This window comes from Pantoea sp. X-Soil-ISGK-355 (assembly GCF_059730805.1).
Map to the genome: position 1 here is coordinate 189,982 of NZ_AP035971.1, position 25,958 is coordinate 215,939.

Consider the following 25,958-nt stretch of genomic DNA (forward strand, 5'->3'; position numbering starts at 1 on the left):
ATATGACAACGTTAAATGAGACGCCGCAGTACCGTATTCGCGGCGTTGATTTGTATGGCTTCGAAAACATGCCGTCGGCGGTGAATTTTCTGATGCCGCCGCAGAGCGTTCGCAGCGGTATTTTAGTGGCGATTAATGCAGAGAAGATCCTGACCGCTGAGCGGGATGAGGGATTACGCACGCTGTTAGCGCAAGCGGAATATGCGTATGCCGATGGCATCAGCATTGTGCGTTCGATTCGTAAAAAATATCCGCAGGCGTCGGTGCAGCGCATTGCGGGGGCAGATTTATGGGAAGCGCTGATGGAACGCGCCGGGCGGGAAGGGACGCCGGTGTTTCTTATCGGCGGTCGTCAGCAGGTGCTGGATGAAACCTGCGATAAGCTACGTCGTCAGTGGAATGTGAATATTGTTGGCGCGCAGGATGGCTATTTTGCGCCAGCCGATCAGGATGCGCTGTTTGCCCGGATTGCGGCCAGCGGCGCGAAGCTGGTGACCGTCGCGCTGGGATCGCCACGTCAGGAGTTGCTGATGCTGGCGTGCCGTGCGTACTGGCCTGATGCCCTTTATATGGGCGTGGGTGGAACGTACGATGTTTTCACCGGTCATGTGAAGCGCGCCCCTGAGATCTGGCAGCGACTGGGGCTGGAGTGGCTCTATCGTCTGATTCGGCAGCCGAGCCGCCTGCGCAGGCAATTAAAACTGCTTAAATATTTGCGCTATCACTGGCGCGGCGATCTCTGATATTGCTGATAAATGCCGCATTTTCAGGCATCACGAGAGTGGAAATGTACTATTTGTCGACGAAATGCACAAAGCGTAATCAAACGCGTCTTTTTATTTAAAAAGCACTAGACACGATGGGCGCTTATCTCTAGTATGCACATCCGCAACGGCGCTACGCGCCCGTAGCTCAGCTGGATAGAGCGCTGCCCTCCGGAGGCAGAGGTCTCAGGTTCGAATCCTGTCGGGCGCGCCATATCGTTTGTGCGCATGAGCTTCGGTGGTTGATTTACCGCGGTTGGCAGTAGAGATTTAAATGCTGCAGGCTTTAAACCTGTAACATTAAGAATAGTGGTGGCTATAGCTCAGTTGGTAGAGCCCTGGATTGTGATTCCAGTTGTCGTGGGTTCGAGTCCCATTAGCCACCCCAGATTTTGCTGGGAAACGCGAAGGTGGCGGAATTGGTAGACGCGCTAGCTTCAGGTGTTAGTGTCCTAACGGACGTGAGGGTTCAAGTCCCTCTCTTCGCACCAGGCAAAACAGTTAAAAAAATCGGCGAGTAGCGCAGCTTGGTAGCGCAACTGGTTTGGGACCAGTGGGTCGGAGGTTCGAATCCTCTCTCGCCGACCATTTTTAGAAACCTGTCTGAAAAGACAGGTTTTTTTTCGTCTGTAGGAAAGAGGATGAGGACCGACAGAGGAGGTTTGAGCCGAGCGTAGCGAGACAACGTTGCTTCAGCAACGGCCCGCAGGGCGCTGCTCGCAGAGCAGAGTAATCCTCTCTCGCCGGCCATATTTAGAAACCTGTCTGAAAAGACAGGTTTTTTTTCGTCTGTAAAAAAGTGGATTTGAATTTCTGCTACGCACCTCATCCCTGAGGTGCGCCCGTAAACGGGCCAACGCTTTGCGTTGTTCAGAAACGCTCCCGGCGTTTTATCCGGGCGGTGGGACGCTTTCCTCCTCTGACCGTGTTCCCTGCGCGTTGGGCTTCTTCATTGCTGTAAACCCTCTGAAGCTTATGAAGTACTTAATACGTCTGCCATACGTGAAGCGAAGGGAGCATATGCCTGTAGCAAAGCATTGCGGGCCAGGGATGGGCCGCGCTGAGCCTGCCATGGATGGCGTCTTTTGCGTCTTTGCGAAAGGCGTATGCTCCCTGAAGTCCGCACAGCGGTGAGCGCGAGCCTGCGGAGGGAACACGGTCATATCGGAAAGTCGCTAATGCCATCCATGGCCGCCCGACCCACGCGATTACGCACCTCATCCCTGAGGTGCGCCCGTAAACGGGCCAACGCTTTGCATTGTTCAGAAACGCTCCCGGCGTTTTATCCGGGCGGTGGGACGCTTTCCTCCTCTGACCGTGTTCCCTGCGCGTTGGGCTTCTTCATTGCTGTAAACCCTCTGAAGCTTATGAAGTACTTAATACGTCTGCCATACGTGAAGCGAAGGGAGCATACGCCTGTAGCAAAGCATCGCGGGCCAGGGATGGGCCGCGCTGAGCCTGCCATGGATGGCGTCTTTTGCGTCTTTGCGAAAGGCGTATGCTCCCTGAAGCCCGCACAGCGGTGAGCGCGAGCCTGCGAAGGGAACACGGTCAGATCGGAAAGTCGCTAATGCCATCCATGGCCGCCCGACCCACGCGATTACGCACCTCATTCATGAGGTGCGCCCGTATCCGGGCCAACGCTTTGCATTGTTCAGAAACGCTCCCGGCGTTTTATCCGGGCGGTGGGACGCTTCCCTCCTCTGGCCGTGTTCCCTGCGCGTTGAGCATATTCATTGCTGTCAGAGTTACTCTGCTTTGATTCCACTAGCAATATAAGCAGGAACAATAGCGTCGTGAATTGCCGACAGATAAGTCATTGTTATTGTTAATTTCTAAGAGAGAATGACCTGGTTGTCTCTATTCAGAGACAGAGAAATTTATGGCTGTCGCTTCATCCCGACACATCCTGCCGTACCTCGCTCAGGAAAGGCTTAGCCAACTTCTTAAGATATTGATTGATATAAAATTTAAAAATAAATCTTAACCTGGCACGGCTTGTGCAACACTTTTGCTGTAGATGCTCATTCCACCTCTTATGTCTGCTGATGCTACATAAACCTGGGAATGATGCAGAGCCAATTTTAGGTACCTGTTGTCTGCCTGCCTGTATCGCGTAAGCCTTACAGGGTTAACAGACACCACGTTGAGTCAGGTACCTCCCGGTTGTCTTACCGACCTGATTTTGCACCTGCCCCTGGCAGGTGTTTTTTTTTGCCTGCGCAATGCGACTGGCAGATTGCAGGCACAAAAAAGCCGGGCGAGCCCGGCTTTAACCTGTCTGACAACCGCATCAGACGTTGGGATTATTCTTCAGCGTCAGCAACAATCCTTCACGACGCATCTTTGCGGCCTCTTCCGGACGATGCAGACGATCATAGACATCTGCCAGCCATGCATAATCAAACGCATCCGGACGCTGCGCCAGCGCCTGCTGCAGCGCGTCTGCTGCCTGCTGCCATTCGCCATGACGCATCAGCAACTGTCCCAGCGTACTGTGCAGCAACGGCGTTGCGCCATGCTGTTTAATCTGCTGGCGTAATGCCTTTTCCAGCGCTTCCGGATTACCGCTTTTGATGCGAGGCATCAATAGCACCAACCGATCGTCATAATGACGCTTGAGGCCCTCCAGCACGATCGACTGTGCGGTGTCGTGATCGTTGCACTCAATCAGATGATCCGCCATTGCCACCTGCAGGGTCGTATCCTGACGGGTTTTGCGGCTCAGCGTGCCCCACCAGCGCTTCAGGCCATCGCTGCCCTGGTCGGCCATTGCCTGATTCATCAGACCCAGCCAGGCCTGCTGCTGTAACGCATCACGATGCAGGTCATCACCGACCTGCGCTTTCTGCATAGCAGGCAGAATATCCAGCAATGCACTCCAGGCGCCCGTACGGACGTACGCCTGTTCGGCCAGGCGCAGCACTTCAGGGTGACGCGGTGCCACTTCCAGCAGGCGATCAATGCTGTGACGAGCCGCATGATCTTCGTTACGGGCCAGCTGAATACGAGCACGGGCAATTTCCACCGGAATGGTATTGCTTTCAGACAGCTCAGCAGCACGTTCAAGATGCTGATTGGCACGAATTTCATCGCCACGCTGCTGGGCGGCTTCCGCGGCCAGCAGGTAGTTCGCTACCGGTACGTCGGCGTGATCGGCATCTTTAGACAGTAATTTTTCTACCTGGCGGTGATCGCCTTCTGCCAGCTTCATCAGCGCAGACTGGGTATGACGCTGCGCGCGACGGCGTTTGCGTCCGGTAAACCAGCCGCGGGTACGCGCCCCGGTGTGCAGCACACGGCGCAGCAGCCATTCCACCGCCAGAATCACCAGCAGGCTGATGATAAGGATAATCACCAGGCCGGTAACGCTGGTTTCGATATTCCAGTTATCGGTCTGAATCAGCACGTAGCCCTGATGACCGGCAATCATCGGTCCCAGCACCACGCCCGCTATCAGCAGGATAAAGAGGATAAATACCTTAAGCATGCTTAGCCTCCCTGCTGATTAGCAGCAGCAGACGGTTGCGCCAACAGGTTCCGCACGCGGGTCTGCATAAGCTGTTCCAGCAACGGCTGACTTTCCAGGTTATCCGGCAGATCCATATTGATGTTCTGCTGGCTCAGCTCATCCAGTTGGGCAAGGAAGGCTTTGGTGGCAGCATCATTAGTGTCATACCAGGCGCGAACCCAGGCGGACACGGTATCGATAGATTGTTTATAAATCTCATCCTGATGACGTGGTACGGCCTGCGCAGCAATCAGCAGACGCGAGCGGATATTCTCACGCAGGTAAACATCCTGATTCGGGGCCAGCAGCGGCTGTGCGGTATTATCGCGGCGGCGGATAGTAATAAAGTCATCCATAAAGTTATGCCAGCTTTTCACCAGATTCTGACGCCATTCACGTACCGAACCTGAGAGTTCGCCGCCGTCACTGTCCATCGGCGTATCATCGCTGTCATTATCGGCCAGACGCAGATTATCAACGTTATTCGACAGTTGATTCAGCTTGAGGATCACGCCGTCGTAGTCGACCTGCGTAACAGAAGAGAGGTTACTGATATCCTGAGTCAGGGCGCGACGCACATTCATGACGCTGGGATCGTTCATGTCAGCCAGACTGGCATCGGCGCTTTTCAGCAATGCAGCTGCGGTAGTGACATCCTGATCGCTCCAGAGTTTGCGGCCAGCCAGTTTCACCAGATAGTCCGCCTGTGCCAGCAGCCAGCTACGCACGTCGTTGCCAGAAATCACGGCCACTTTTTCACGCAGCGTTTCCAGCGCTTTTGCTGACGCAGCCTGCTGTTGCTGTGCCGTCTGCAGGGCAGTTTCAGCGCCACTCAGTTGCTGTGTCAGCTGCTGTTTATCGCTGCTGGCCTGCTGCTGCAATGCGCTTAACTGGTCGCTCAGCTTCTGATTGGTTTGTGCCTGTAAATCAGCCTGATGTTTCCCGTTAAGGTATAAACCTGCACCCATCGCCAGCGCGATGACAATCGCAACTGCACCCAACACCATGCCACCCTTTTTCGCATTACGCGGTGGTGTGCTGTTGCTGGAAGGAGAGCGGTCAACCGCTGGGGTGGTTTCTTCAACCATGGCGGAGGAGTCTTTTTGTTCCGTCATATGTGGCACATCCCATTGTTAAAGTTCAGCGTAACGCGCGCAGCAGCGCATCGTTATCGGCACCATCGGCTACCTGAATATCCTGCCAACCCAATCCTGCGGCCAGGGTAGCCAAACGTTCACTGACGACTATCAGTCGGCAGTTGAGCAGCCATTCCTCGCGATCAACCGCGGGGAACAGCGAAAAAAGCTGTTGTAACATTTCACCACTGGTCACCACCAGCACAGAGACGCCGCGATCGCGCCAGCGGCGGCCTTCAACCGGTCCGTCATAATGCTTCTGGCAGCGCTGGTAGCAGGCAGCAAACGTTACCTCAGCACCTCGCCGGGTTAATGTTTCTGCCAGCAATTCGCGTCCGGGATCGCCACGCAGGATCAGCGCACGTTTACCGGCAACCTGCTGAAGCGTGTTTATCTGGATCAATTCCTCACTGGTTTCATGCGCATGAGGCCAGGTCACCTGCTGTCCGCTGACGGTGTGAAACGCCAGCGCGGTGCTGCGACCAATTGCATAATAGTCCAGCTCCATGGGCCATGCTTTGATCGCGTGCTGTGCGTAGTGAATCACCTGCTGAGAAAGAATAAAGACGAGATCACCGGCACGAAGTCCGGCGAGCCTGTGAGGCAGGGAATCGAGATCAGCGCCTGGCGCAAACTCGATCAACGGCAGGCTCCACGCCTGTTTGCCAAGGGCATGCAGGCGTGACACCAGCTCTGCCGCTGCGGGTTCCGGGCGCGTCACCAGGATGGTCATGCCGGCGGCTGCCCCTGATAGACCTCTTTCAGGATTTCACGCGCGCCGCCGTTCAGCAGTTCATCGGCAAGTGAGATGCCCATCTCTTCAGCCTGAGCGCGGGGACCACGGCGTTCGCCGCTGACCATCACCCGGCCATCCGGTGCACCGACCATGCCGCGCAGCCAGAGCTTATCGCCTTCCAGCACCGCGAAACTGCCAATGGGGACCTGGCAGCCACCCTCTAAGCGGGTATTCATGGCGCGTTCCGCTCTGACACAGACTTCGGTGTCATCGTGGTTCAGTGCCCGTAACAGGTCAATCAGGACGCTATCATCCAGACGGCATTCAATGCCGACTGCACCCTGACCCACGGCGGGCAGGGAGACTTCGGCAGGCATTGCCTGGCGAATGCGATCTTCCAGCCCCAGACGCTTCAGTCCGGCGACGGCAAGAATAATCGCGTCATACTCGCCGGCATCGAGCTTGCCGAGTCGGGTACCCACATTGCCGCGCAGCGAGCGGATCACCAGATCCGGACGGCGCGCGCTAATCTGGCACTGACGACGCAGGCTGGAGGTACCTACAACGGCACCCTGTGGCAGCGCATCAATGGAGTCATAGTGATGAGAAACGAACGCATCACGCGGATCGTCGCGCTCGCAGATGGTTACCAGGCCCAGACCTTCAGGAAAACTGACCGGCACATCCTTCATAGAGTGCACTGCCATGTCGGCACGGCCATCCTGCATTGCCAGCTCAAGCTCTTTGACAAACAGCCCTTTACCACCGACTTTTGCCAGCGGCGTATCAAGGATAATGTCACCTTTGGTGACCATAGGCACCAGCTCAACGCGCAGTCCCGGATGGGCACTCATGAGTCGTTGCTGTACATAATGTGCCTGCCATAATGCGAGCGGGCTTTGTCTTGTAGCAATTCTGAAAATTTTGTCTAACATGCTGTTAACCATTTTTATCGTTCACTGAATATCCTATCATCTCTGGGTGAATACTGTCAGTTTCAACGGATTGAAAACGGCCTGTGCGCGGTTTCAGGCCCGGTTTATCAAGCCATAGCGTGGCAACCAGTGCCGAAAAGGCGGGAAGCTGGTAAGAACGTGCTAAACTGTTAAGTAGCGCAACTTTCTTTACGGTCAATCTGCCGAGTGATAGATTGATCACGTTTCCAGCAATTATCTGCCCACTTTTTTACTTTTATAAGCGGCAGAGCGTGGAAACAGGGTGCTTAAACACTGGGACAATCAGGCGAAACGTCTTGTACCTCTACATTGAGACACTGAAACAGAGACTGGATGCAATTAACCAGCTGCGCGTTGATCGTGCGCTGGCTGCCATGGGACCCGCTTTCCAGCGCGTCTACAGTCTGCTGCCAACCTTATTACATTATCAACATCCGCAGATGCCGGGTTACCTTGAAGGTAGCGTTCCACATGGCATCAGCTTCTACACGCCTGATGAAAATCAGCGACAGCTGCTGGCCGATCTCACCGGCGACAGCGACCTGCGCCATGCCGATGCGCCGAAAGGCGAAATGCCGATCACTGCGATCTACTCTATGGGCAGTACCTCCTCGGTCGGGCAGAACAGCGTCTCGGATCTCGATATCTGGGTGTGTCATCAATCCTGGCTTGATAATGAAGAGCGGCTGAATCTGCAGCGTAAATGTACGCTGCTGCAGAAGTGGTGTGTCTCGATGGGCGTGGAAGTGAGTTTCTTCCTGATTGACGAGAACCGCTTCCGTCATAACGAAAGCGGCAGCCTGGGCGGTGAAGACTGCGGCTCCACACAACACATTTTACTGCTGGATGAGTTTTACCGTACCGCGGTTCGTATGGCGGGCAAACGCCTCCTGTGGAATATGGTGCCGGGCGAAGAAGAACACCATTACGATGACTACGTGATGTCGCTGTACGCCAAAGGCGTGCTGACCCCCAATGAGTGGCTCGATCTGGGCGGCCTCGGCACGCTGTCGGCGGAAGAGTATTTCGGTGCCAGCCTGTGGCAGCTCTATAAAAGTATCGACTCGCCTTATAAAGCCGTACTGAAAACGCTGCTGCTGGAAGCCTACAGCTGGGAATACCCGAACACACAACTGCTGGCAATGGATATCAAACAGCGCCTGCACGACGGCGAAATCATCTGCTTTGGCCTCGATCCTTACTGCATGATGCTTGAGCGCGTGACGCACTACCTGACCAGCGTGGACGATCAGCCGCGCCTTGATCTGGTGCGTCGCTGCTTCTATCTCAAAGTATGTGAAAAGCTCAGCACCGAAGATCATCAGCAACGCACTGGCTGGCGTCGCGAGATTTTATCGCAGCTGGTTAAAGAGTGGGGCTGGAACGAAGAGAAGATCGCCATTCTGGACAACCGTGCCGGGTGGAAAATTGAGCGGGTGCGCGAAGCCCATAACGAATTACTGGATGCGATGATGCAGAGTTATCGCAACCTGATCCGCTTTGCCCGTCGCAACAACTTAAGCGTCAGCGCCAGTCCGCAGGATATCGGTGTATTGACCCGTAAACTGTATGCCGCGTTTGAAGCGCTGCCGGGCAAAGTGACGCTGGTGAATCCACAGATTTCGCCCGATCTCTCTGAACCGAATCTGACCTTTATTCATGTGCCGCCTGGCCGCGCCAACCGTTCCGGCTGGTATCTTTATAACCAGGCACCGGACATGGATTCGATCATCAGCCATCAGCCGCTGGAATATAACCGCTACCTGAACAAGCTGGTGGCCTGGGCGTGGTTCAATGGTCTGCTGACCCGTAAAACCCGGCTGCATATTAAAGGCAATGAGATTTGCGACCTGGCGCGCCTGCAGGAGCTGGTTAACGATGTTTCCAGCCACTTCCCGCTGCGTCTGCCTTCGCCGACGCCAAAAGCGCTCTACAGCCCGTGCGAAATCCGGCACCTCGCGATTATTGTTAACCTTGAGCACGATCCGACGGCGGCCTTCCGCAATCAGGTGGTGCACTTCGACTTCCGCAAGCTGGATGTCTTTAGCTTTGGTCAGCAGCAGCAGTGCCTGATTGGCAGCATCGATCTGCTCTATCGCAACTCCTGGAATGAAGTGCGCACGCTGCACTTTAGCGGTGAACAGGCGATGATCGAAGGGCTGAAAACCATTCTCGGCAAGATGCATCAGGATGCCGCACCCCCGGATACGGTGGAAGTGTTCTGCTACAGCCAGCATCTGCGCGGTCTGATTCGCACGCGCGTGCAACAGCTGGTCTCTGAATGCATTGAGCTGCGCCTCTCCAGCACACGTCAGGAGCCGGGCCGCTTCAAAGCGCTGCGCATGGCAGGCGAGACCTGGGGACTGTTCTTTGAACGCATGAGTGTCTCGGTGCAGAAGCTGGAAAACGCCGTGGAATTTTATGGCGCGATCTCCAACAACAAGCTGCATGGGTTGTCGATCAAAGTCGAAACGAATCAGACGCCGCTGCCACCGGTAGTGAACGGCTATGCCAGCGAAGGCATCATTCAGTTCTTCTTTGAAAACACCACGGATGAGCGCGGCTTCAACATCTATATCCTTGATGAGACCAATCGGGTTGAGGTCTATCATCACTGTGAAGGCAGCAAAGAGGAGCTGGTGCGCGACGTCAGCCGCTTCTACTCCTCATCGCACGATCGCTTCACCTATGGGTCGAGCTTTATCAACTTCAACCTGCCGCAGTTCTACCAGATTGTGAACACCGGTGATCGATTCCAGGTGATTCCATTCCGGAGTCAGACGCTGACGCAGCTCTGTACGACGCAGCCTGACAACGACAACAGCGACTATCAACCGCGCTATCAGGTGCATTGATGCTGACGGGCTGCCTGCGCTCTGCAGGTGGCCGCTATCTTCCTGGCCTGTCACCCGGTTCACGCTATTTGCGGGGATTTCCTGTTGCTTTTCCACCTTCAACTGCGATGATAAGCATCCAGGTAAAGGACATAAAGAGCATAAAGAATGAAGAAAGTAATAAGCCTGTTGGCCATGACACTGGCAGTAATCAGCCTTGCAGGTTGTGGTCTGAAAGGACCGCTCTACTTCCCGCCGAAGGACCAGCCGAAGAAACAACAAGCCCCAACCGACCGCCAGAAAGCGGATGCCTCTAAAGCCGATGTCGGCGGGCTGGTGACCGGCAATTCAGGCGTAAAAGCGAACTAATCTGATGGCTTATCCGGCGGAGCAAAAAATGCAGTTCTCCAAAATGCACGGTCTCGGCAACGATTTTATGGTTGTGGATGCAGTGACACAAAACGTCTTCTTCTCGCCGGAATTGATCCGCCGGCTGGCCGATCGTCATCTGGGGATCGGTTTTGATCAGCTGCTGATTGTTGAACCGCCTTACGATCCCGATCTCGATTTTCATTATCGAATTTTCAACGCTGACGGCAGTGAAGTGGCGCAGTGCGGCAACGGTGCACGCTGTTTTGCCCGCTTTGTTCAGCTGAAAGGGCTGACCAACAAAAGCGACATCCGGGTCAGTACCCAGAATGGCCGCATGGTGTTAACCGTGACGCCTGACGATCACGTGCGCGTGAACATGGGTGAGCCCAACTTTGAGCCTCAGCAGGTGCCGTTCCGCGCCAATAAAGCCGAGAATCTCTATCTGCTGCGCGTGGCCGAACAGACGGTGATGCTGGGTGCAGTGTCGATGGGGAATCCCCACTGCGTCATTCAGGTGGAAAGCGTTAAAACCGCGCAGGTTGAACTGCTGGGCCCGATTCTCGAGAGCCACGAGCGTTTCCCGGATCGCGTCAATGTCGGTTTTATGGAGATCATTAATCCCGAACATATCCGGCTGCGCGTCTACGAACGTGGAGCGGGTGAAACGCAGGCGTGCGGCAGCGGCGCCTGTGCTGCCGTTGCATGCGGCATTCAGCAGGGCATTCTGGCACCGAAAGTGCGTGTCGATCTGCCTGGCGGGACGCTGCATATCTCCTGGAAAGGTGCCGGTCAGCCGCTCTACATGACCGGGCCTGCGACACACGTCTACGATGGGTTTATTCATCTATGAAAAATATCGAAGAGCAGGCTGACAGTTCGGTTCTGCTGGACGATCAGGCCGTCAGTGATTATCTGCGGCAGAATCCCGATTTCTTTATCCGTAATGCCCGCGAAGTTGAACAGATGGCGGTACCGCATCCGGTGCGCGGCAGCGTGTCACTGGTCGAGTGGCACATGGCGCGGCAACGCAACCACATCCAGCGGCTGGAAGAAGAGATCACCCTGCTGATGGAGCAGGCCAGCGCTAACCATGAGCTGTTTGATCGTCTGCTGTCGCTGGAAAGTCATCTGGCCGCGGCAGATTCGCTGCAGGATATGCTCAACCGTCTGCATCGCTGGGCGCGAGAGTTAGGCCTGGCGGGCGCCAATGTGCGGCTGTTCAGTGATAAATGGCTGCTGGGCGCGCCCTCCGATTTCTTCCAACTGAGCCTGTCGCGTCAGGCGTTTGAACCGCTGCGTATTCAGCGCTTCGGCAACCAGCATCATTATCTCGGTAATATCAATGGGCCGGAACTGCTGCTGCTGCTGCCGCAGGCCAAAGCAATTGGCTCGGTTGCGATGTCGCTGATGGGCGAAGAGGGCGATCTCGGCGTGCTGGTATTCAGCAGCCGTGACAGCCAGCACTATCAGTCGGGCATGGGAACGCTGCTGTTACAGCATCTTTCACAGATGATGCCTGGCCTGCTTTCCCGTTGGGTAGAGCGCGCATGAGCAGCGCGCTGCAGGAGGCGGTCGACGGATTTCTGCGCTACCTGAAAGTGGAGCGCCAGCTGAGTCCGTTAACCCAGAGCAGCTATGCGCGCCAGCTGACCGCGCTGGTTGCAATTGCTGATGAGATGAAACTCGGCAGCTGGGCGCAACTGGAACCTGCGCAGGTGCGCAGCATGGCGGCGCGCAGTCGTCGCGCCGGACTCTCTGCCAGCAGCCTCGCGTTGCGTCTCTCCGCCCTGCGCAGTTTTCTCGACTGGCAGGTGAGCCAGGGGTTGCTCTCCGCTAATCCGGCCAAAGGGGTGATGACGCCACGTAAAGCGCGCCATCTGCCTAAGAATATTGATGTGGATGAAGTGAACCAACTGCTGGAGATCGACCTTAACGATCCGCTGGCGGTGCGCGACCGCGCAATGCTGGAAGTGATGTATGGCGGCGGGCTGCGTCTCTCCGAGCTGGTGAATATGGATTGCCGCCACGTCGACCTCGATTCCGGCGAAGTGTGGGTCGTGGGTAAGGGCAGTAAAGAGCGCCGGGTGCCGATTGGCCGCACGGCGGTCACCTGGATCCAGCACTGGCTGCCGCTGCGTGAAACCTTTGGCGGCCAGGATGATGCACTGTTTCTGTCGACGCGAGGCAACCGCATCTCGCCCCGCAACGTGCAGAAACGCTTTGCCGAATGGGGCATCAGACAGGGTGTGGCGAGCCATATCCATCCGCATAAGCTGCGACACTCTTTTGCCACGCATCTGCTGGAGTCCAGCGGCGACCTGCGTGCCGTGCAGGAGTTACTGGGTCATGCGAACCTCTCGACTACCCAGATCTACACCCATCTCGACTTCCAGCATCTGGCTTCGGTGTATGACGCTGCGCATCCCCGCGCCAAACGAGGAAAGAACGAATGAAGTTTTATCGTCCGCTGTCGGCCATAAAAGCCATGACCTTCGATCTTGATGACACGCTCTACGATAACTATCCAGTAATCCGTCGCACCACGCTGGAGTCTCACGCTGCTTTGCAGGCTTTTCATCCGGCGCTGCGTGACTTCACGCCGCAGGATTATCAGCAGTTGCGCGATCAACTGCTGCAGCGCGAGCCTGAGATCTATCATGACGTTTCAGAGTGGCGACGCCGTTCGGTAGAGCTGACGATGCTGAATATCGGCCTCTCTGCTGCGGAAGCGACCGCGGGCGCGGCAGAGGTCATGGCGGTGTTCCATCAGTGGCGGAGTCAGGTCGAGATGCCGGACGAGACGCATCAAACGCTGAAGGCGCTGGCGGAAAAAATCCCGCTGGTGGCGGTAACCAATGGCAACGCCAGCCCGGAAAAAATGGGCATCGCTGAATATTTCCGCTTCACGTTGCGGGCCGGACCTGACGGGCGCGCTAAGCCGTGGCAGGATATGTATCAGCTTGCCGCGCAACGCCTTGATATTGCGCCACAACACATTCTGCATGTGGGCGACGACCTGACTACCGATGTCGCCGGCTCACTGCGCTGCGGCATGCAGGCCTGCTGGGTTAACCTGCGGCAGGGCAACCTGATGCATATCCCGGATGCGCGCCTGTTGCCGCATGTCGAAATTTCGCGGTTGGCATCACTCACCTCACTGCTATAATGGCTGTAAATTTATCCAGTCGTCTCCCTTTTTTCTGCCAGGCCGCTGTGCTTTATCCGGCGTCCGTGGCGCAGCCTGACTGGCCGCGACAATGCCTTACGGCAGGCGCAGTAAACAGCGCGGCGACGGCGTTTTTCTCTGGTAAACGGTGCTTATGGACGTTTCTGAACTGCTCGACGGTTTGAATGACAATCAGCGCGCGGCCGTTGCGGCTCCGCGCAGTAACCTGCTGGTGCTGGCAGGCGCGGGCAGTGGTAAAACGCGGGTGCTGGTGCATCGCATTGCCTGGCTGATGTCAGTCGAGAACTGCTCACCTTATTCAATCATGGCGGTGACCTTTACCAACAAAGCGGCAGCAGAGATGCGTCACCGTATCGAACATCTGATCGGCACCAGTCAGGGCGGGATGTGGATCGGGACTTTCCACGGTCTGGCGCATCGCTTACTGCGTGCCCACCATCTTGACGCCGGTCTGCCGCAGGATTTTCAGATCCTCGACAGTGAAGACCAGCTGCGTCTGCTCAAGCGCCTGATCAAATCGATGAACCTTGATGACAAGCAGTGGCCTGCGCGCCAGGGCATGTGGTACATCAACGGCAAAAAAGATGAAGGCCTGCGGCCAAAGCACATTGAAAGTTATGGCAATCCGATTGAGCAGACCTGGCTGCGCATTTATCAGGCTTATCAGGAAGCCTGTGACCGCGCCGGTTTGGTCGACTTCGCCGAGCTGCTGCTGCGCGCCCATGAGCTCTGGCTCAACAAGCCGCATATCCTGAATCACTACCGCGAACGCTTTACCAACGTGCTGGTGGATGAGTTTCAGGATACCAACAACATTCAGTATGCCTGGATTCGGATGCTGGCGGGTGACAGCGGCCGTGTGATCATCGTGGGGGATGATGATCAGTCGATCTACGGCTGGCGCGGTGCGCAGGTTGAGAATATTCAGCGCTTTCTGCAGGATTTTCCTGGCGCGGAAACGATCCGTCTGGAGCAGAACTATCGCTCAACCAATAATATCCTGAAAGCGGCCAACGCCCTGATCGCCAACAACAATGGCCGTCTGGGTAAAGAGCTCTGGACCGAAGGCAGCGATGGCGAACCGATCTCTATCTACTGCGCTTTTAATGAGCTGGATGAAGCACGCTTCGTGGTCAACCGCATCAAGGTCTGGATGGAGAACGGCGGTGCGCTCAACGACTGCGCCATTCTCTATCGCAGCAACGCCCAGTCGCGTGTGCTGGAAGAGGCGCTGCTGCAGAGCAGCATGCCGTACCGTATTTATGGCGGCATGCGCTTCTTTGAACGCCAGGAGATCAAAGATGCGCTCTCCTATCTGCGTCTGATGGCGAACCGCAATGACGACGCCGCCTTTGAGCGCGTGGTGAATACCCCGACGCGCGGCGTGGGCGATCGCACGCTCGACGTGGTGCGTCAGACGGCGCGTGAACGTCAGATGACGCTGTGGCAGGCTACGCGCGAACTGCTACAAAGTCGCGCACTGGCTGGCCGCGCCGCGTCTGCACTGCAACGCTTCTGTGAGCTGGTCGATTCACTGGCTACCGAAACTGCCGAATTACCGCTGCATGTTCAGACCGACCGGGTTATCAAAGACTCTGGCCTGTGGCTGATGTATGAGCAGGAAAAAGGCGAAAAGGGTCAGGCGCGTATCGAAAACCTTGAGGAGCTGGTGACGGCAACCCGTCAGTTCAGCTATCAGGATGAAGATGAAGATCTGATGCCGCTGCAGGCCTTCTTATCCCACGCGGCGCTGGAAGCGGGCGAAGGTCAGGCAGATAAATGGCAGGATGCGGTTCAGCTGATGACGTTGCACTCAGCAAAAGGGCTGGAGTTCAGCCAGGTCTTTATCGTCGGCATGGAAGAGGGCATGTTCCCAAGCCAGATGTCGCTGGATGAAGGCGGGCGGCTGGAAGAGGAGCGTCGTCTGGCGTATGTCGGTGTGACCCGCGCGATGCTCAAGCTGACGCTGACCTACGCTGAAACCCGCCGACTCTATGGTAAGGAAGTGTATCACCGGCCTTCCCGTTTTATCGGCGAACTGCCCGAGACCTGCATCGAAGAAGTGCGTCTGCGCGCCAGCGTCAGCCGTCCGGTCAACCATCAGCGTATGGGTGCCCCGGTGACCAAAAATGACAGTGGATTCGCGCTGGGCCAGCGTGTTCATCACGCAAAATTTGGCGAAGGCACCATCATTAATCTGGAAGGCAGCGGTGAGCACAGTCGCCTGCAGGTGGCGTTTCAGGGTCAGGGAATCAAGTGGCTGGTGGCGGCTTACGCGAAGCTGGAAACGCTTTAGCACGCGGTTGACGGCTTTTTCGTCTCAGCGTAACATGCGCCCACTATTATCATGAGAGGACAATGCCTTGGACACGCCCAGTCGATGCTGGCTCAATGACCTGAATATCAGGCATAACATCTAAGGCTACCTCTTTACGCGGGTAGCCTTAGCGGTTATCAGCGACCTCCCTTTTTGATTCCGTCGCGCGAGTCAGCACTGATTTATCTTTGAAACTCTGTTTCCGTGTTCAGGCTGCCTGTTCCCTTTAAAGGAACGGCGGACCGCTTTGTCCCATTTAGTCTGCAATGGGGAGTATTGCTATGCTGAGCGCATTTAAACTGGATCACAGCCGCCTGACGCGACTGGAGCTGGAAGACGAAACCGACAAACTGACCAACTCTGTCTGGGTCGATCTGATCGAGCCGGAAGAGGGCGAGCGTGACCGGGTGCAAACGGAGCTGGGCCAGAGCCTGGCAACACGGCCAGAGCTGGAAGATATCGAGGCCTCGGCACGCTTCTTCGAAGATGAAGATGGTCTGCATATCCACTCCTTCTTCTTCTATGAAGATGCTGACGATCATGCCGGTAACTCCACCGTGGCGTTCACCATTCGTGAAGGCCGACTCTACACGCTGCGCGAACGTGAACTGCCCGCTTTCCGCCTCTATCGTATGCGCGCCCGTAACCAGACCCTGATCGATGGCAATGCCTTTGAGCTGCTGCTCGACCTGTTTGAAACCAAAATCGAACAGCTGGCGGATGAAATCGAGAACATCTATAGCGCACTGGAGAAACTGAGCCGGGTGATCATGGAAGGTCAGCAGGGCGAAGAGTACGATCAGGCGCTGTCGCGGCTCGCCGAACTGGAAGATATCGGCTGGAAGGTGCGTCTCTGTCTGATGGATACCCAGCGCGCCCTGAATTTCCTGGTGCGTAAAGCGCGTCTTCCGGGTAATCAGCTGGAGCAGGCGCGGGAAATTCTGCGCGATATCGAATCGCTGCTGCCGCATAACGAATCGCTGTTCCAGAAGGTCAACTTCCTGATGCAGGCGGCCATGGGCTTTATCAACATTGAGCAGAACCGCATCATCAAGATCTTCTCAGTGGTTTCCGTGGTGTTTCTGCCGCCGACGCTGGTGGCCTCCAGCTATGGGATGAACTTTGAGTTTATGCCGGAACTGAAGTGGAGCTTTGGTTATCCGGCCGCGATCGGCCTGATGATTCTGGCCGGACTGGCGCCTTATCTCTATTTCAAACGTAAAAACTGGCTTTAAAATAAGAACGGGCCATCTGAGATGGCCCGTTCTGCTGGCTCCTGTCCCCATTTCTGCGTAATCTTACCCTCCTGTTTTTACAAATTATTAACTTTTTATGGACGCTTTTTCGTTGCGCGCGCAGTGGACGCTACTGCTGCTGATCTCGGTACTACTGGGCGCGGTGCTGCATTATTTTCATGTACCCGCCGCGCTGCTACTGGGACCGATGATTGTAGGTGTGGTGATGGGCCTGTCAGGAGCCACACTGCGAATTGATAAACGATTCTTCCTGCTTGCTCAGGCGGTGCTGGGTTGCATGATTGCGCAGAGCCTGTCGCCTTCGATTCTGACACCGCTGGTTCAGGAGTGGCCAATCGTGCTGGCGGTGCTGCTGCTGACGCTGGCCGCCAGCGGCCTGTCGGGTTTTCTGCTGGTTCGCTTCAGTCATCTGCCTGGCCCGACCGGCGCATGGGGCTCGTCACCGGGCGGTGCTTCGGCAATGGTAGCAATGGCGGGGGACTTTGGCGCTGACGTGAGACTGGTGGCGTTTATGCAGTATCTGCGGGTACTGTTTGTCGCCTCGGCGGCCGCGCTGGTCGCGCGCATCGGGCTGGGCGATGAAGCGCACAGCGTTTCGCTGCTCTGGTTTCCCGTGCTGAATTATGGCTTTGCGATTACGCTGATGGTGATGCTGGCCGGCGCGTGGCTGGGGACACGACTGCGCATTCCTTCTGGCGCGCTGCTGCTGCCCGCGCTGGCGGGGGCGGTACTGAACAGCAGCCATATCGCAGTGTTACAGGTGCCGGAGTGGCTACTGGCCGTGGCCTATGCGCTGATTGGCTGGAGCGTGGGATTGCGTTTCACTCGCCCGATCTTTCTGCTGGCACTGCGCACGCTGCCGCAGATGCTGGCCTCAATCTTCGGGCTGATGCTGTTGTGTGGCGGGCTGGCGTGGATATTGACGCGCATGCTGGATATCGATCTGATGACGGCCTATCTCGCCACCAGTCCAGGCGGGCTGGACACAGTGGCGATTATTGCTGCGGGAACCCAGGTCAACATGGCATTTGTGATGGCGATGCAGACGTTGCGTCTCTTTACCATCCTGTTGACCGGCCCGGCTTTAGCGCGCTTTATTTCACGCTATGCGCGCGCGGGAACGGAATGAAAACGCTACCGCATCGCAGACAAACACCAGCAGCGCCAGCCAGATAAAGCCGAAGGTTACCATCTTGTCTGGCGTGATGGTTTCACCGTAAAACACCACCGCCAGCACAAACATCAGCGTCGGGCCGAGATACTGAAAGAAACCGACCGTAGAGAGGCGCAGCCGGCTGCAGGCCGCCGCAAACAGCATCAGTGGAATGGTGGTCACAATGCCCGCTGCGATCAGCTTCAGGTTGAGACTCAGCGGGTTCGCCGATAAATGACTGGTGGCGCTGTCGGCAAAGCCAAACAGATAAATGGCTGCCAGCGGAAACAGCCACAGGGTCTCAATCAGCATGCCGCTCTGTGCATCGACCTGGATCTTTTTGCGCATCAGACCATAAACGGCAAAGCTCAGGGCCAGCCCCAGCGCGATAACTGGCAACGATCCAAACTGCCACAGCTGCACCAGCACGCCGACGGTGGCCAGCAGCACGGCGAGCCATTGCAGGCGGCGAAACCGTTCGCGCAAAAACAGCATGCCGAAGACCACGTTGATCAGCGGGTTAATAAAGTAGCCCAGGCTGGCTTCCAGCATATGCTGATTGTTGACTGCCCAGATAAACAGCAGCCAGTTGCCGCCGATAGTCACGGCCGTCAGCGCCAGCAGCAACACTTTTTTAGGCTGACGCAGCACGCCTCGCACGCCGGGCCAGCTTCGGCTCAGGGTAATCAGCAACACCATAAAAAGTGCCGACCAGATTACCCGGTGCGTCATGATTTCTGTGGCGGGAACCTGTTTGACCAGCTTGAAATAGGCGGGCGCAATGCCCCAGATAAAGTAGGCGCCCAGTGCAAAGCCAATGCCCTGGCGGGTTTGTTGCGTATCCATATGCGATCCATTCAGTGGCATAGTTAGCCGATAAGATAGGTGGCGGTAGCCGTGGCGATGTAATCGCCCTGTTGATTATGCAGTTCCACGCGTGCCACGGCGACTTTGTTACCGGCACGCAGCAGGCTGCTGGTGGCGGTGAAGCGTTCGCCGCGTCCGGGACGCAGATAGTCAACGCGCATATCGATGGTGCCCATACGTGACAAACGCTGGCGCAGATCCGCTTCGCTGATGCTCTCCTGACGGGTTAACGCATTGTTGACGCAGACCATCCCCGCTGCCACATCGAGTACCGACGCAATAACACCACCATGCAGAATCTGCTGCGCCTGGTTGCCCACCAGCATGGTTTTGTTATTGAAGCTGATCTCTGCGTAGTCTGCGTCAAGGCGCATCAGCTCCAGGCCTAACGCCTGATTAAATGGCATGTGATAAACAAAAATTTCGCCGACCAGCTGGCGAGCGTCCTGCGGTGTCAGCACGGGTGATGACATGATGATGTGTCCTGAAAAAATCGGGCCAGAGGGGCGCGGAACATGAATGAGTTGTGTATTCTATGCCGCCTGCGAGGGTGTTTCCAGTTTAAGAAAACAGCACTCATGCTCGCTGCCATTTGCGTGTAGAATGGCCTGCTTTTTACAACACCCTTTCAGTTATTCTGATACGCAGCTGTTCACCGGAGAATTTTATGCGTAAGCATCGCGCCTTGCTGGCGGCAATGTTGATATTTCCTGCGCTGGCGCAGGCGGATGAAGCCCGGATTAAAGAGGTTCATGACGCGCCACAGGTTCAGGGCAGCATTATTGCTAACCTGCTGGAGAAGCATGATAACCCGTTTGTTCTCTATCCTTACGAGAACAACTATCTGCTCTACACCTATACCAGCGACCTCAATAAAGAGGCGATCTCCTCCTATAACTGGGGTGAAAACGCTCGCAAAGATGAAGTGAAATTCCAGCTCAGCCTGGCGTTTCCGCTGTGGCGCGGTATTCTGGGCGACAACTCGGTGCTGGCAGCCTCTTACACCCAGCGTTCCTGGTGGCAGCTGTCAAATAGTGCTGAGTCATCACCTTTCCGTGAGACCAACTATGAGCCGCAGATTTTTCTGGGCTGGGCGACCGACTACTCGCTGGGTGGCTGGACGCTGCGTGATGTCGAACTGGGTCTGAATCACCAATCTAATGGACGAAGTGACCCGACTTCACGCAGCTGGAACCGTGTCTATGCGCGTCTGATGGCGGAGAACGGTAACTTCCTGGCGGAAATCAAACCCTGGTATCGTATCCCTGAAGGGGCGAGCAGCGATGATAATCCCGACATCACCAAATATATGGGTTACTACCGCACCCGGCTGGGCTATAAGTTCGGCGACAGTATCTTCAGCGTAGAGGGCAACTATAACTGGAACAGCGGTTATGGCGGCGCGACAATGGGCTGGAGCTACCCTATCAGTGAACACGTCCGCTTCTATACTCAGGTGTTTAGCGGCTACGGTGAATCACTGATCGATTACAACCATCGCCAGACACGTCTGGGTGTGGGTGTAACGCTTAACGACTTGTTCTAATCCCTAACGTAAGACAGGAATCGCGTGGCAACCTCGGCAGTTCTTAATCAGGAAACGCTGGCGCAGCAGGTATTGCAGGACACCTTCGGCTACCAGCAGTTTCGTCCCGGTCAGCAGACGATCATTAATCAGGCGCTGAGCGGGCGCGACTGTCTGGTGGTGATGCCCACTGGCGGCGGTAAATCGCTCTGTTATCAGATTCCGGCGCTGGTGCGCGAAGGGCTGACACTGGTGGTGTCGCCGCTGATCTCACTGATGAAAGATCAGGTCGATCAGTTGCTGGCGAACGGCGTGGCGGCAGCCTATCTCAACTCCACCATGACGCGCGAGCAGCAGCAGACGGTGATGGCTGACTGTCGTACCGGCCGGGTTAAGCTGCTCTACATCGCCCCTGAACGCCTGATGATGGATAACTTCCTGGACAGTCTGGCGCACTGGCAACCGGCGATGCTGGCGGTGGATGAGGCGCACTGTATTTCACAGTGGGGCCACGATTTCCGTCCGGAATATGGTGCACTCGGGAAGATGCGTCAGCGCTTCCCGGAATTACCGGTCATGGCATTGACGGCGACGGCGGACGAAACCACCCGCAACGACATCGTTAATCTGCTGCACATGCAGGATCCGCTGATTCAGATCAGCAGCTTTGACCGCCCCAATATTCGCTACACGCTGGTGGAAAAATTCAAACCCACCGATCAGCTGCTGCGCTACGTTCAGGATCAGCGCGGCAAATGCGGCATTATCTACTGCAACAGTCGGGCTAAGGTGGAAGACACCGCCGCGCGACTGCAAAGCCGTGGATTCAGCGTCGGGGCGTATCATGCCGGAATCGACAGCGAACAGCGTGCCCGCGTGCAGGAAGCGTTCCAGCGTGACGATCTGCAAATCGTAGTGGCAACTGTGGCTTTTGGCATGGGCATCAACAAGCCCAACGTCCGTTTTGTGGTCCACTTTGATATTCCGCGCAACATCGAATCCTATTATCAGGAAACCGGACGAGCCGGACGTGATGGTCTGCCCGCCGAAGCGATGATGCTTTACGACCCGGCCGATATGGCCTGGCTGCGTAAATGCCTGGAAGAAAAAGTGCCCGGGCCGCTGCAGGATATTGAGCGCCACAAGCTCAACGCGATGGGCGCGTTTGCTGAAGCGCAGACCTGCCGCCGCCTGGTGCTGCTGAATTACTTTGGCGAGGGTCGCCAGCAGCCGTGTGACAACTGCGATATCTGCCTTGATCCGCCAAAACGGTATGACGGCCTGGTTGAAGCGCAAAAAGCGCTTTCCGGCATCTATCGCGTGGGCCAGCGGTTCGGCATGGGCTATATCGTTGAGGTGCTACGCGGGTCCAACAACCAGCGTATCCGTGAGCAGGGCCATGACAAGCTGCCGGTCTATGGACTGGGCAAAGATCAGAGCCACGAACACTGGGTCAGCGTGTTACGTCAGTTAATCCATCTGGGGCTGGTAACGCAGAACATCGCTATGCATTCGGCTTTGCAACTGACCGAAGCAGCACGACCGGTCCTGCGCGGTGAAGTGCCACTGATGCTGGCGGTGCCGCGTTTAATTACCGCGAAAACAAAGAGCAGCGGTCCGGCGAAGTTTCACGGTGGTAACTACGATCGCAAACTGTTCGCCAAACTGCGTAAGCTGCGAAAAGCAATCGCCGATGAAGAGAATATTCCGCCTTACGTGGTGTTCAATGACGCCACACTGATAGAGATGGCAGAACAGATGCCGGTCAGCGCGTCCGAGATGCTTAGCGTTAACGGCGTGGGTCACCGCAAACTGGAGCGCTTTGGCAAACCCTTCCTGGTGATGATCAAAGAGCATCTTGATGATGAAGAGTAAAGGACACTAATCATGCTGATGTTATTCGCAACCGTGGCGCTGGTACATCTGGTGGCGCTGATGAGCCCCGGCCCCGACTTCTTTTTTGTCTCACAGACCGCCGCCAGCCGATCGCGCAAGGAGGCGATGATGGGTGTGCTGGGCATTACCCTGGGTATTGTGGTCTGGGCAGGCGTGGCGCTGATGGGCCTGCATCTGATCCTGGAAAAAATGGCGTGGCTGCATCAGATTATTATGGTTGGCGGTGGCCTCTATCTGCTCTGGATGGGCTGGCAACTGATGCGCTCGGCGCGTCAGCGTCATAGGCAGCCGCAGCAGGATGAGCCGGTGGTAGAGCTGCCGAAACGCGGCATGAGCTTTCTCAAGGGCCTGCTGACCAACCTGTCGAATCCTAAAGCGATTATCTACTTCGGCAGCGTCTTCTCGCTATTTGTGGGTGATGATGTCGGCTCAGCAGAGCGCTGGGGTCTGTTCCTGCTGATTGTCGGTGAAACCTTTGCCTGGTTTACCCTGGTGGCGGCTATCTTTGCGCTGCCATGGATCCGCGCGAAGTATCAGCGGCTGGCGAAGTGGGTGGATGGTATGGCTGGCGTGCTGTTCGCCGGTTTTGGTATCCACCTGATTATTTCGCGTTAAGCCCTTATGCCGGAGGGCGCGCTGCGCATCCGGCAGTCATTTCACCTCCTGCCGCTCCCTCTCAATCTGCACCCGATGATGCCTCTCTGTTGCAACTGCAGATAAATAGTCACCATTCGTTAATTAATGAAACCATCACCTCCGGTATGGTCGTACCAACGGACTATTTTTTCATGGAGATGATGATGCGAGTAAAATCCCTGTTGCTGTTTTTCATCACCGCCTGTATCAGCGCCTGCGCCTCGCCTGATGCTGCCCATTACCGTGCCCCTGATCCGGCGAAAGTAGAGAGTGTCCCGGCTATTCTGGCGCAGATACCTCCGGCGTCAGAGCAGCCGCAGGGCGAGAGGATTAGCCAGATTTCCGCCGCGTTTCTCGGTACGCCCTACCAGGCCGATACGCTGATCGGATCGCCCGATACGCCGGAAGCGCTGGTGATCAATTTCAACGGTGTGGATTGCTTTACACTGCTTGATTACGTCCAGGCGCTAAGCCGCAGCCACGACCGCGCCAGCTTTGAGGCCAGCCTGATTCGGACCCGCTACGCTGGCGGTGAGGTCAGCTACCTGCAGCGTCGCCACTTTTTTACCGACTGGTCTGCCGTTAGCCCACGCAATGCCGATGACGTAACCGGCACCCTTAGTCCGAATGCGGTAACGGTAGTGAAGCAACTGAATCGTCAGGCCAGCGGAAAAGAAAGGCTGCCCGGTCTGGGTGTGATTCCTCGCCGCATTACCTATATTCCGGCCCGGGCAATCACACCAAAGGTGCTGAAGCAGATCCAGACTGGCGATTACATTGGGGTTTACACGCCCGCTCAGGGGCTGGATGTCTCGCATGCCGGGATTGCCGTCCGGCATGATGGGAAATGGTGGTTCAGGAACGCTTCATCACTGGCCGCTAATCGCAAAGTTGTCGATGTGCCGTTCAGGGAATATATGCAGTCGAAGTCGGGCATCATTGTATTACGTGCGGTGCCGCTGACTGCGCCTTAATGGTGCCCGGGAAGAAGGGGTTAAACAGGGAGTGTTCGCGCCGACCTCAGTGTGTCGGCGCGAAAAGTGTTAAGCGATTTTTCTGGCGCTGGCCAGCAGTGCGCCCACCGCCATAAACAGTCCACCAAAAATGCGGTTCATTAACTTCATCTGCTTTGGCCCTTTAATCCAGCCAGCAATGTGTGTGGCCAGCGTTGCGTAGCCAATCATTACGATGATATCGACCACCACCGTGGTCACACCCAGCACCAGATACTGCATAAACAGCGGCTGATGTGGCTGGATAAACTGCGGGAACAGGGCAGCCAGAAAGACGATGCTTTTCGGGTTGGTCAGGTTAACCAGCACGGCGCGTTTGAACAGGCGACGACGCGGCATCGCTTTGGCGACCGCATCAAGATCGATGCCACCTGCTGAGCGCCACTGCTGAATACCCAGCCAGACCAGATAGGCCGCACCGGCCCACTTCAGGATTTCAAACGCCAGCAGCGACTGAGAAAACAGCGCACCCAGTCCGATGCCGACCAGCACGATGTGCAGCGCCAGGCCAACCTGCAAACCCGTGATCGAGGCTACTGTGCCGCGATAGCCATGGCTGATACCGGTACTCATGGTATTGATTGCGCCGGAACCGGGCGACAGGCTGAGAATTGTGGTGGTAAGCAGGTAGGTCAGCCACCATTCGATGGTCATGGGTCAGGCTCTCTTTAGTCGCGGATTTGTGACACAATACGCCAGAAATAAGCGCGGCGCTATGGCATGCGCAGGGCATTCAGGACTCTGTATCCGGTCATCAGGAGGGCGAATGAATCAACACAAAGCCAGTTGGCTGCGACGAGAAAAAGCCTTTGCTGCCTTCGCCACCGGGCCGCTGCTCGATTTCTGGCACAGTCGTGAGGAGCTAGAGTTTACCGGCGTGGGTAATCTGACACTGCGCTATGTCCGCTTCACATCGCCGCAACATAAGCGTGTGATCCTGATTGTGCCGGGACGCATCGAGAGTTACATAAAATATCCTGAGCTGGCGTACGATCTTTTTCACTGCGGATTTGATGTGGTGATCCTCGATCATCGCGGTCAGGGGCGTTCCGATCGCCTGCTGGAAGATTCACACCGTGGTCACGTGGCGGAATTTACGCATTACGTGGACGATCTTGAAACGCTCTATCTGAAAGAGATTGTCAGCGGTCACTACCAGCAGCGCTATGCGCTGGCTCACTCAATGGGTGGCGCAATCTTAACGCTGTTTCTGGCGCGTCAGCCGCAGGCATTTCATGCAGTGGCGCTGGTGGCACCCATGTTTGGCATCGCCTTACCGCTGCCCTCTTTTCTGGCCCATCGGATCCTGGACTGGGCGGAGAAACGTCCAGCCTTACGCGATGGCTATGCGCTCGGCACCGGACGCTGGCGCGCGCATCCGTTTGGCATTAACCGGCTGACCCATAGCGCCGAGCGTTACCGGCGTAACCTGCGTTTTTATGCGGACGATCCGGCGATTCGTGTGGGTGGGCCGACCTACCATTGGGTACGTGAAGGCATCCATGCGGGGCGCAACATCATCAGTCAGGTTGATAAGATTACGACGCCGCTGCTGTTGTTACAGGCCAGCGATGATCGGGTGGTCGACAATCGTTCGCAGGACCTGTTTTGTGCCGCGATGGCTGCTGCGGGTCATCCGTGTGAAGGTAATAAACCACGGGTGATCGACGGCGCGCGTCACGAGATCCTGTTTGAAAAAGATGAGATGCGTGCCGAAGCACTCAATGCAGTGGTCGACTTTTTTTCATCGCATCACTGACGTTATTTATCCGACCGGTAAAAACCGGCAGAACCAGATA

At 56.2% G+C, this 25,958-nt stretch carries 22 protein-coding genes, 4 tRNA genes and 1 other RNA gene; 20 read left to right on the top strand and 7 right to left on the bottom strand.

The features are described 5' to 3' along the window. The first annotated feature begins 2 nt into the window (after positions 1-2). The 6 genes from wecG to AC6I8J_RS00810 all read left to right on the top strand — a co-directional run bounded on the left by wecG (position 3) and on the right by AC6I8J_RS00810 (position 1,514). Positions 3-743, top strand: coding sequence for a lipopolysaccharide N-acetylmannosaminouronosyltransferase (wecG, locus tag AC6I8J_RS00785; protein ID WP_440829996.1), 741 nt, complete (start codon positions 3-5; stop codon positions 741-743). Positions 744-901: 158 nt separating this feature from the next. After that, positions 902-978, top strand: a tRNA-Arg gene (locus AC6I8J_RS00790). A gap of 98 nt (positions 979-1,076) precedes the next feature. Next, positions 1,077-1,152: transfer RNA gene (locus tag AC6I8J_RS00795), tRNA-His, on the top strand. Positions 1,153-1,168: 16 nt separating this feature from the next. After that, a tRNA-Leu gene (locus AC6I8J_RS00800) sits at positions 1,169-1,255 on the top strand. A gap of 20 nt (positions 1,256-1,275) precedes the next feature. After that, a tRNA-Pro gene (locus AC6I8J_RS00805) sits at positions 1,276-1,352 on the top strand. A gap of 32 nt (positions 1,353-1,384) precedes the next feature. Beyond that, positions 1,385-1,514, top strand: a non-coding RNA gene (locus tag AC6I8J_RS00810) — RtT sRNA. Positions 1,515-3,057: 1,543 nt separating this feature from the next. On the opposite strand, the gene hemY is transcribed toward AC6I8J_RS00810, so the two are convergent. Genes hemY through hemC form a run of 4 tightly spaced genes read right to left on the bottom strand, consistent with a single transcriptional unit; the run spans position 3,058 to position 7,082 of the window. Further along, positions 3,058-4,254, bottom strand: a complete 1,197-nt coding sequence (gene hemY, locus AC6I8J_RS00815; RefSeq protein ID WP_161733892.1) for a protoheme IX biogenesis protein HemY — start codon at positions 4,252-4,254, stop codon at positions 3,058-3,060. A 2-nt stretch (positions 4,255-4,256) separates the two neighbouring features. Next, positions 4,257-5,390 (bottom strand): uroporphyrinogen-III C-methyltransferase, encoded by a 1,134-nt coding sequence (gene hemX / locus AC6I8J_RS00820; protein ID WP_253420672.1) that lies wholly within the window; start codon positions 5,388-5,390, stop codon positions 4,257-4,259. Between the two features lie 25 nt (positions 5,391-5,415). Continuing rightward, a complete protein-coding gene (hemD, locus tag AC6I8J_RS00825) occupies positions 5,416-6,144 on the bottom strand; it encodes a uroporphyrinogen-III synthase (RefSeq protein WP_497825001.1) in 729 nt (242 codons plus the stop codon). Beyond that, entirely contained in the window at positions 6,141-7,082 is a 942-nt protein-coding gene (gene hemC, locus AC6I8J_RS00830) for a hydroxymethylbilane synthase (RefSeq protein ID WP_161733897.1), read from the bottom strand. Before hemC ends, hemD begins: the two co-directional genes overlap by 4 nt. A 317-nt stretch (positions 7,083-7,399) precedes the next feature. On the opposite strand from hemC, the gene AC6I8J_RS00835 reads away from it, so the two are divergent. The 9 genes from AC6I8J_RS00835 (at position 7,400) to AC6I8J_RS00875 (ending at position 18,198) form a co-directional block, all read left to right on the top strand. Continuing rightward, the gene (locus AC6I8J_RS00835; RefSeq protein ID WP_161733899.1) at positions 7,400-9,958 is read left to right on the top strand and encodes a class I adenylate cyclase; all 2,559 of its coding nucleotides are present in this window, start codon (positions 7,400-7,402) and stop codon (positions 9,956-9,958) included. Positions 9,959-10,105: 147 nt separating this feature from the next. After that, positions 10,106-10,306: an LPS translocon maturation chaperone LptM gene (gene lptM, locus AC6I8J_RS00840; protein ID WP_010257328.1), complete on the top strand. Its 201-nt coding sequence runs from the start codon at positions 10,106-10,108 to the stop codon at positions 10,304-10,306. Between the two features lie 28 nt (positions 10,307-10,334). After that, positions 10,335-11,159 carry a diaminopimelate epimerase gene (gene dapF / locus AC6I8J_RS00845; RefSeq protein ID WP_033734938.1) on the top strand — a complete coding sequence of 275 codons (825 nt, stop codon included), beginning with the start codon at positions 10,335-10,337 and terminating at the stop codon, positions 11,157-11,159. Then, on the top strand, positions 11,156-11,860 hold the full coding sequence (locus AC6I8J_RS00850; RefSeq protein WP_013359688.1) for a DUF484 domain-containing protein: 705 nt from the start codon (positions 11,156-11,158) through the stop codon (positions 11,858-11,860). The genes dapF and AC6I8J_RS00850 overlap by 4 nt, the downstream gene beginning before the upstream one ends. Then, positions 11,857-12,762, top strand: a complete 906-nt coding sequence (gene xerC / locus AC6I8J_RS00855; protein ID WP_161733901.1) for a tyrosine recombinase XerC — start codon at positions 11,857-11,859, stop codon at positions 12,760-12,762. Before AC6I8J_RS00850 ends, xerC begins: the two co-directional genes overlap by 4 nt. Next, the gene (gene yigB / locus AC6I8J_RS00860) at positions 12,759-13,475 is read left to right on the top strand and encodes a 5-amino-6-(5-phospho-D-ribitylamino)uracil phosphatase YigB (protein WP_497825002.1); all 717 of its coding nucleotides are present in this window, start codon (positions 12,759-12,761) and stop codon (positions 13,473-13,475) included. Before xerC ends, yigB begins: the two co-directional genes overlap by 4 nt. A gap of 154 nt (positions 13,476-13,629) precedes the next feature. Next, positions 13,630-15,792 carry a DNA helicase II gene (gene uvrD / locus AC6I8J_RS00865; RefSeq protein WP_033734817.1) on the top strand — a complete coding sequence of 721 codons (2,163 nt, stop codon included), beginning with the start codon at positions 13,630-13,632 and terminating at the stop codon, positions 15,790-15,792. A 302-nt stretch (positions 15,793-16,094) separates the two neighbouring features. Then, positions 16,095-17,048 carry a magnesium/cobalt transporter CorA gene (gene corA / locus AC6I8J_RS00870; RefSeq protein ID WP_161733905.1) on the top strand — a complete coding sequence of 318 codons (954 nt, stop codon included), beginning with the start codon at positions 16,095-16,097 and terminating at the stop codon, positions 17,046-17,048. A 97-nt stretch (positions 17,049-17,145) separates the two neighbouring features. After that, complete coding sequence (locus AC6I8J_RS00875) at positions 17,146-18,198, top strand: AbrB family transcriptional regulator (RefSeq protein WP_161733907.1); 1,053 nt, start codon at positions 17,146-17,148, stop codon at positions 18,196-18,198. Here AC6I8J_RS00875 and rarD read toward each other — a convergent pair. Together rarD and AC6I8J_RS00885 are read right to left on the bottom strand one after the other, a co-directional pair. Further along, on the bottom strand, positions 18,169-19,068 hold the full coding sequence (gene rarD, locus AC6I8J_RS00880; protein WP_222924753.1) for an EamA family transporter RarD: 900 nt from the start codon (positions 19,066-19,068) through the stop codon (positions 18,169-18,171). The two genes, AC6I8J_RS00875 and rarD, sit on opposite strands and share 30 nt — an antisense overlap. Positions 19,069-19,091: 23 nt before the next feature. Then, positions 19,092-19,562 (bottom strand): thioesterase family protein, encoded by a 471-nt coding sequence (locus AC6I8J_RS00885; RefSeq protein WP_497825003.1) that lies wholly within the window; start codon positions 19,560-19,562, stop codon positions 19,092-19,094. 194 nt (positions 19,563-19,756) lie between these two features. Between AC6I8J_RS00885 and pldA the strand changes: the two genes are divergently transcribed. The 4 genes from pldA to AC6I8J_RS00905 all read left to right on the top strand — a co-directional run bounded on the left by pldA (position 19,757) and on the right by AC6I8J_RS00905 (position 24,120). Continuing rightward, positions 19,757-20,635: a phospholipase A gene (gene pldA, locus AC6I8J_RS00890; protein ID WP_061061281.1), complete on the top strand. Its 879-nt coding sequence runs from the start codon at positions 19,757-19,759 to the stop codon at positions 20,633-20,635. Positions 20,636-20,659: 24 nt separating this feature from the next. Continuing rightward, positions 20,660-22,489 (top strand): ATP-dependent DNA helicase RecQ, encoded by a 1,830-nt coding sequence (gene recQ, locus AC6I8J_RS00895; RefSeq protein WP_161733911.1) that lies wholly within the window; start codon positions 20,660-20,662, stop codon positions 22,487-22,489. Positions 22,490-22,501: 12 nt separating this feature from the next. After that, entirely contained in the window at positions 22,502-23,125 is a 624-nt protein-coding gene (rhtC, locus tag AC6I8J_RS00900) for a threonine export protein RhtC (RefSeq protein WP_150013235.1), read from the top strand. Positions 23,126-23,310: 185 nt separating this feature from the next. Further along, a complete protein-coding gene (locus AC6I8J_RS00905; protein WP_161733959.1) occupies positions 23,311-24,120 on the top strand; it encodes a DUF1460 domain-containing protein in 810 nt (269 codons plus the stop codon). A 69-nt stretch (positions 24,121-24,189) separates the two neighbouring features. On the opposite strand, the gene rhtB is transcribed toward AC6I8J_RS00905, so the two are convergent. Next, on the bottom strand, positions 24,190-24,813 hold the full coding sequence (gene rhtB, locus AC6I8J_RS00910; protein WP_161733913.1) for a homoserine/homoserine lactone efflux protein: 624 nt from the start codon (positions 24,811-24,813) through the stop codon (positions 24,190-24,192). Between the two features lie 112 nt (positions 24,814-24,925). Between rhtB and pldB the strand changes: the two genes are divergently transcribed. Next, positions 24,926-25,918 (top strand): lysophospholipase L2, encoded by a 993-nt coding sequence (pldB, locus tag AC6I8J_RS00915; RefSeq protein ID WP_161733915.1) that lies wholly within the window; start codon positions 24,926-24,928, stop codon positions 25,916-25,918. Positions 25,919-25,958: the final 40 nt, after the last annotated feature.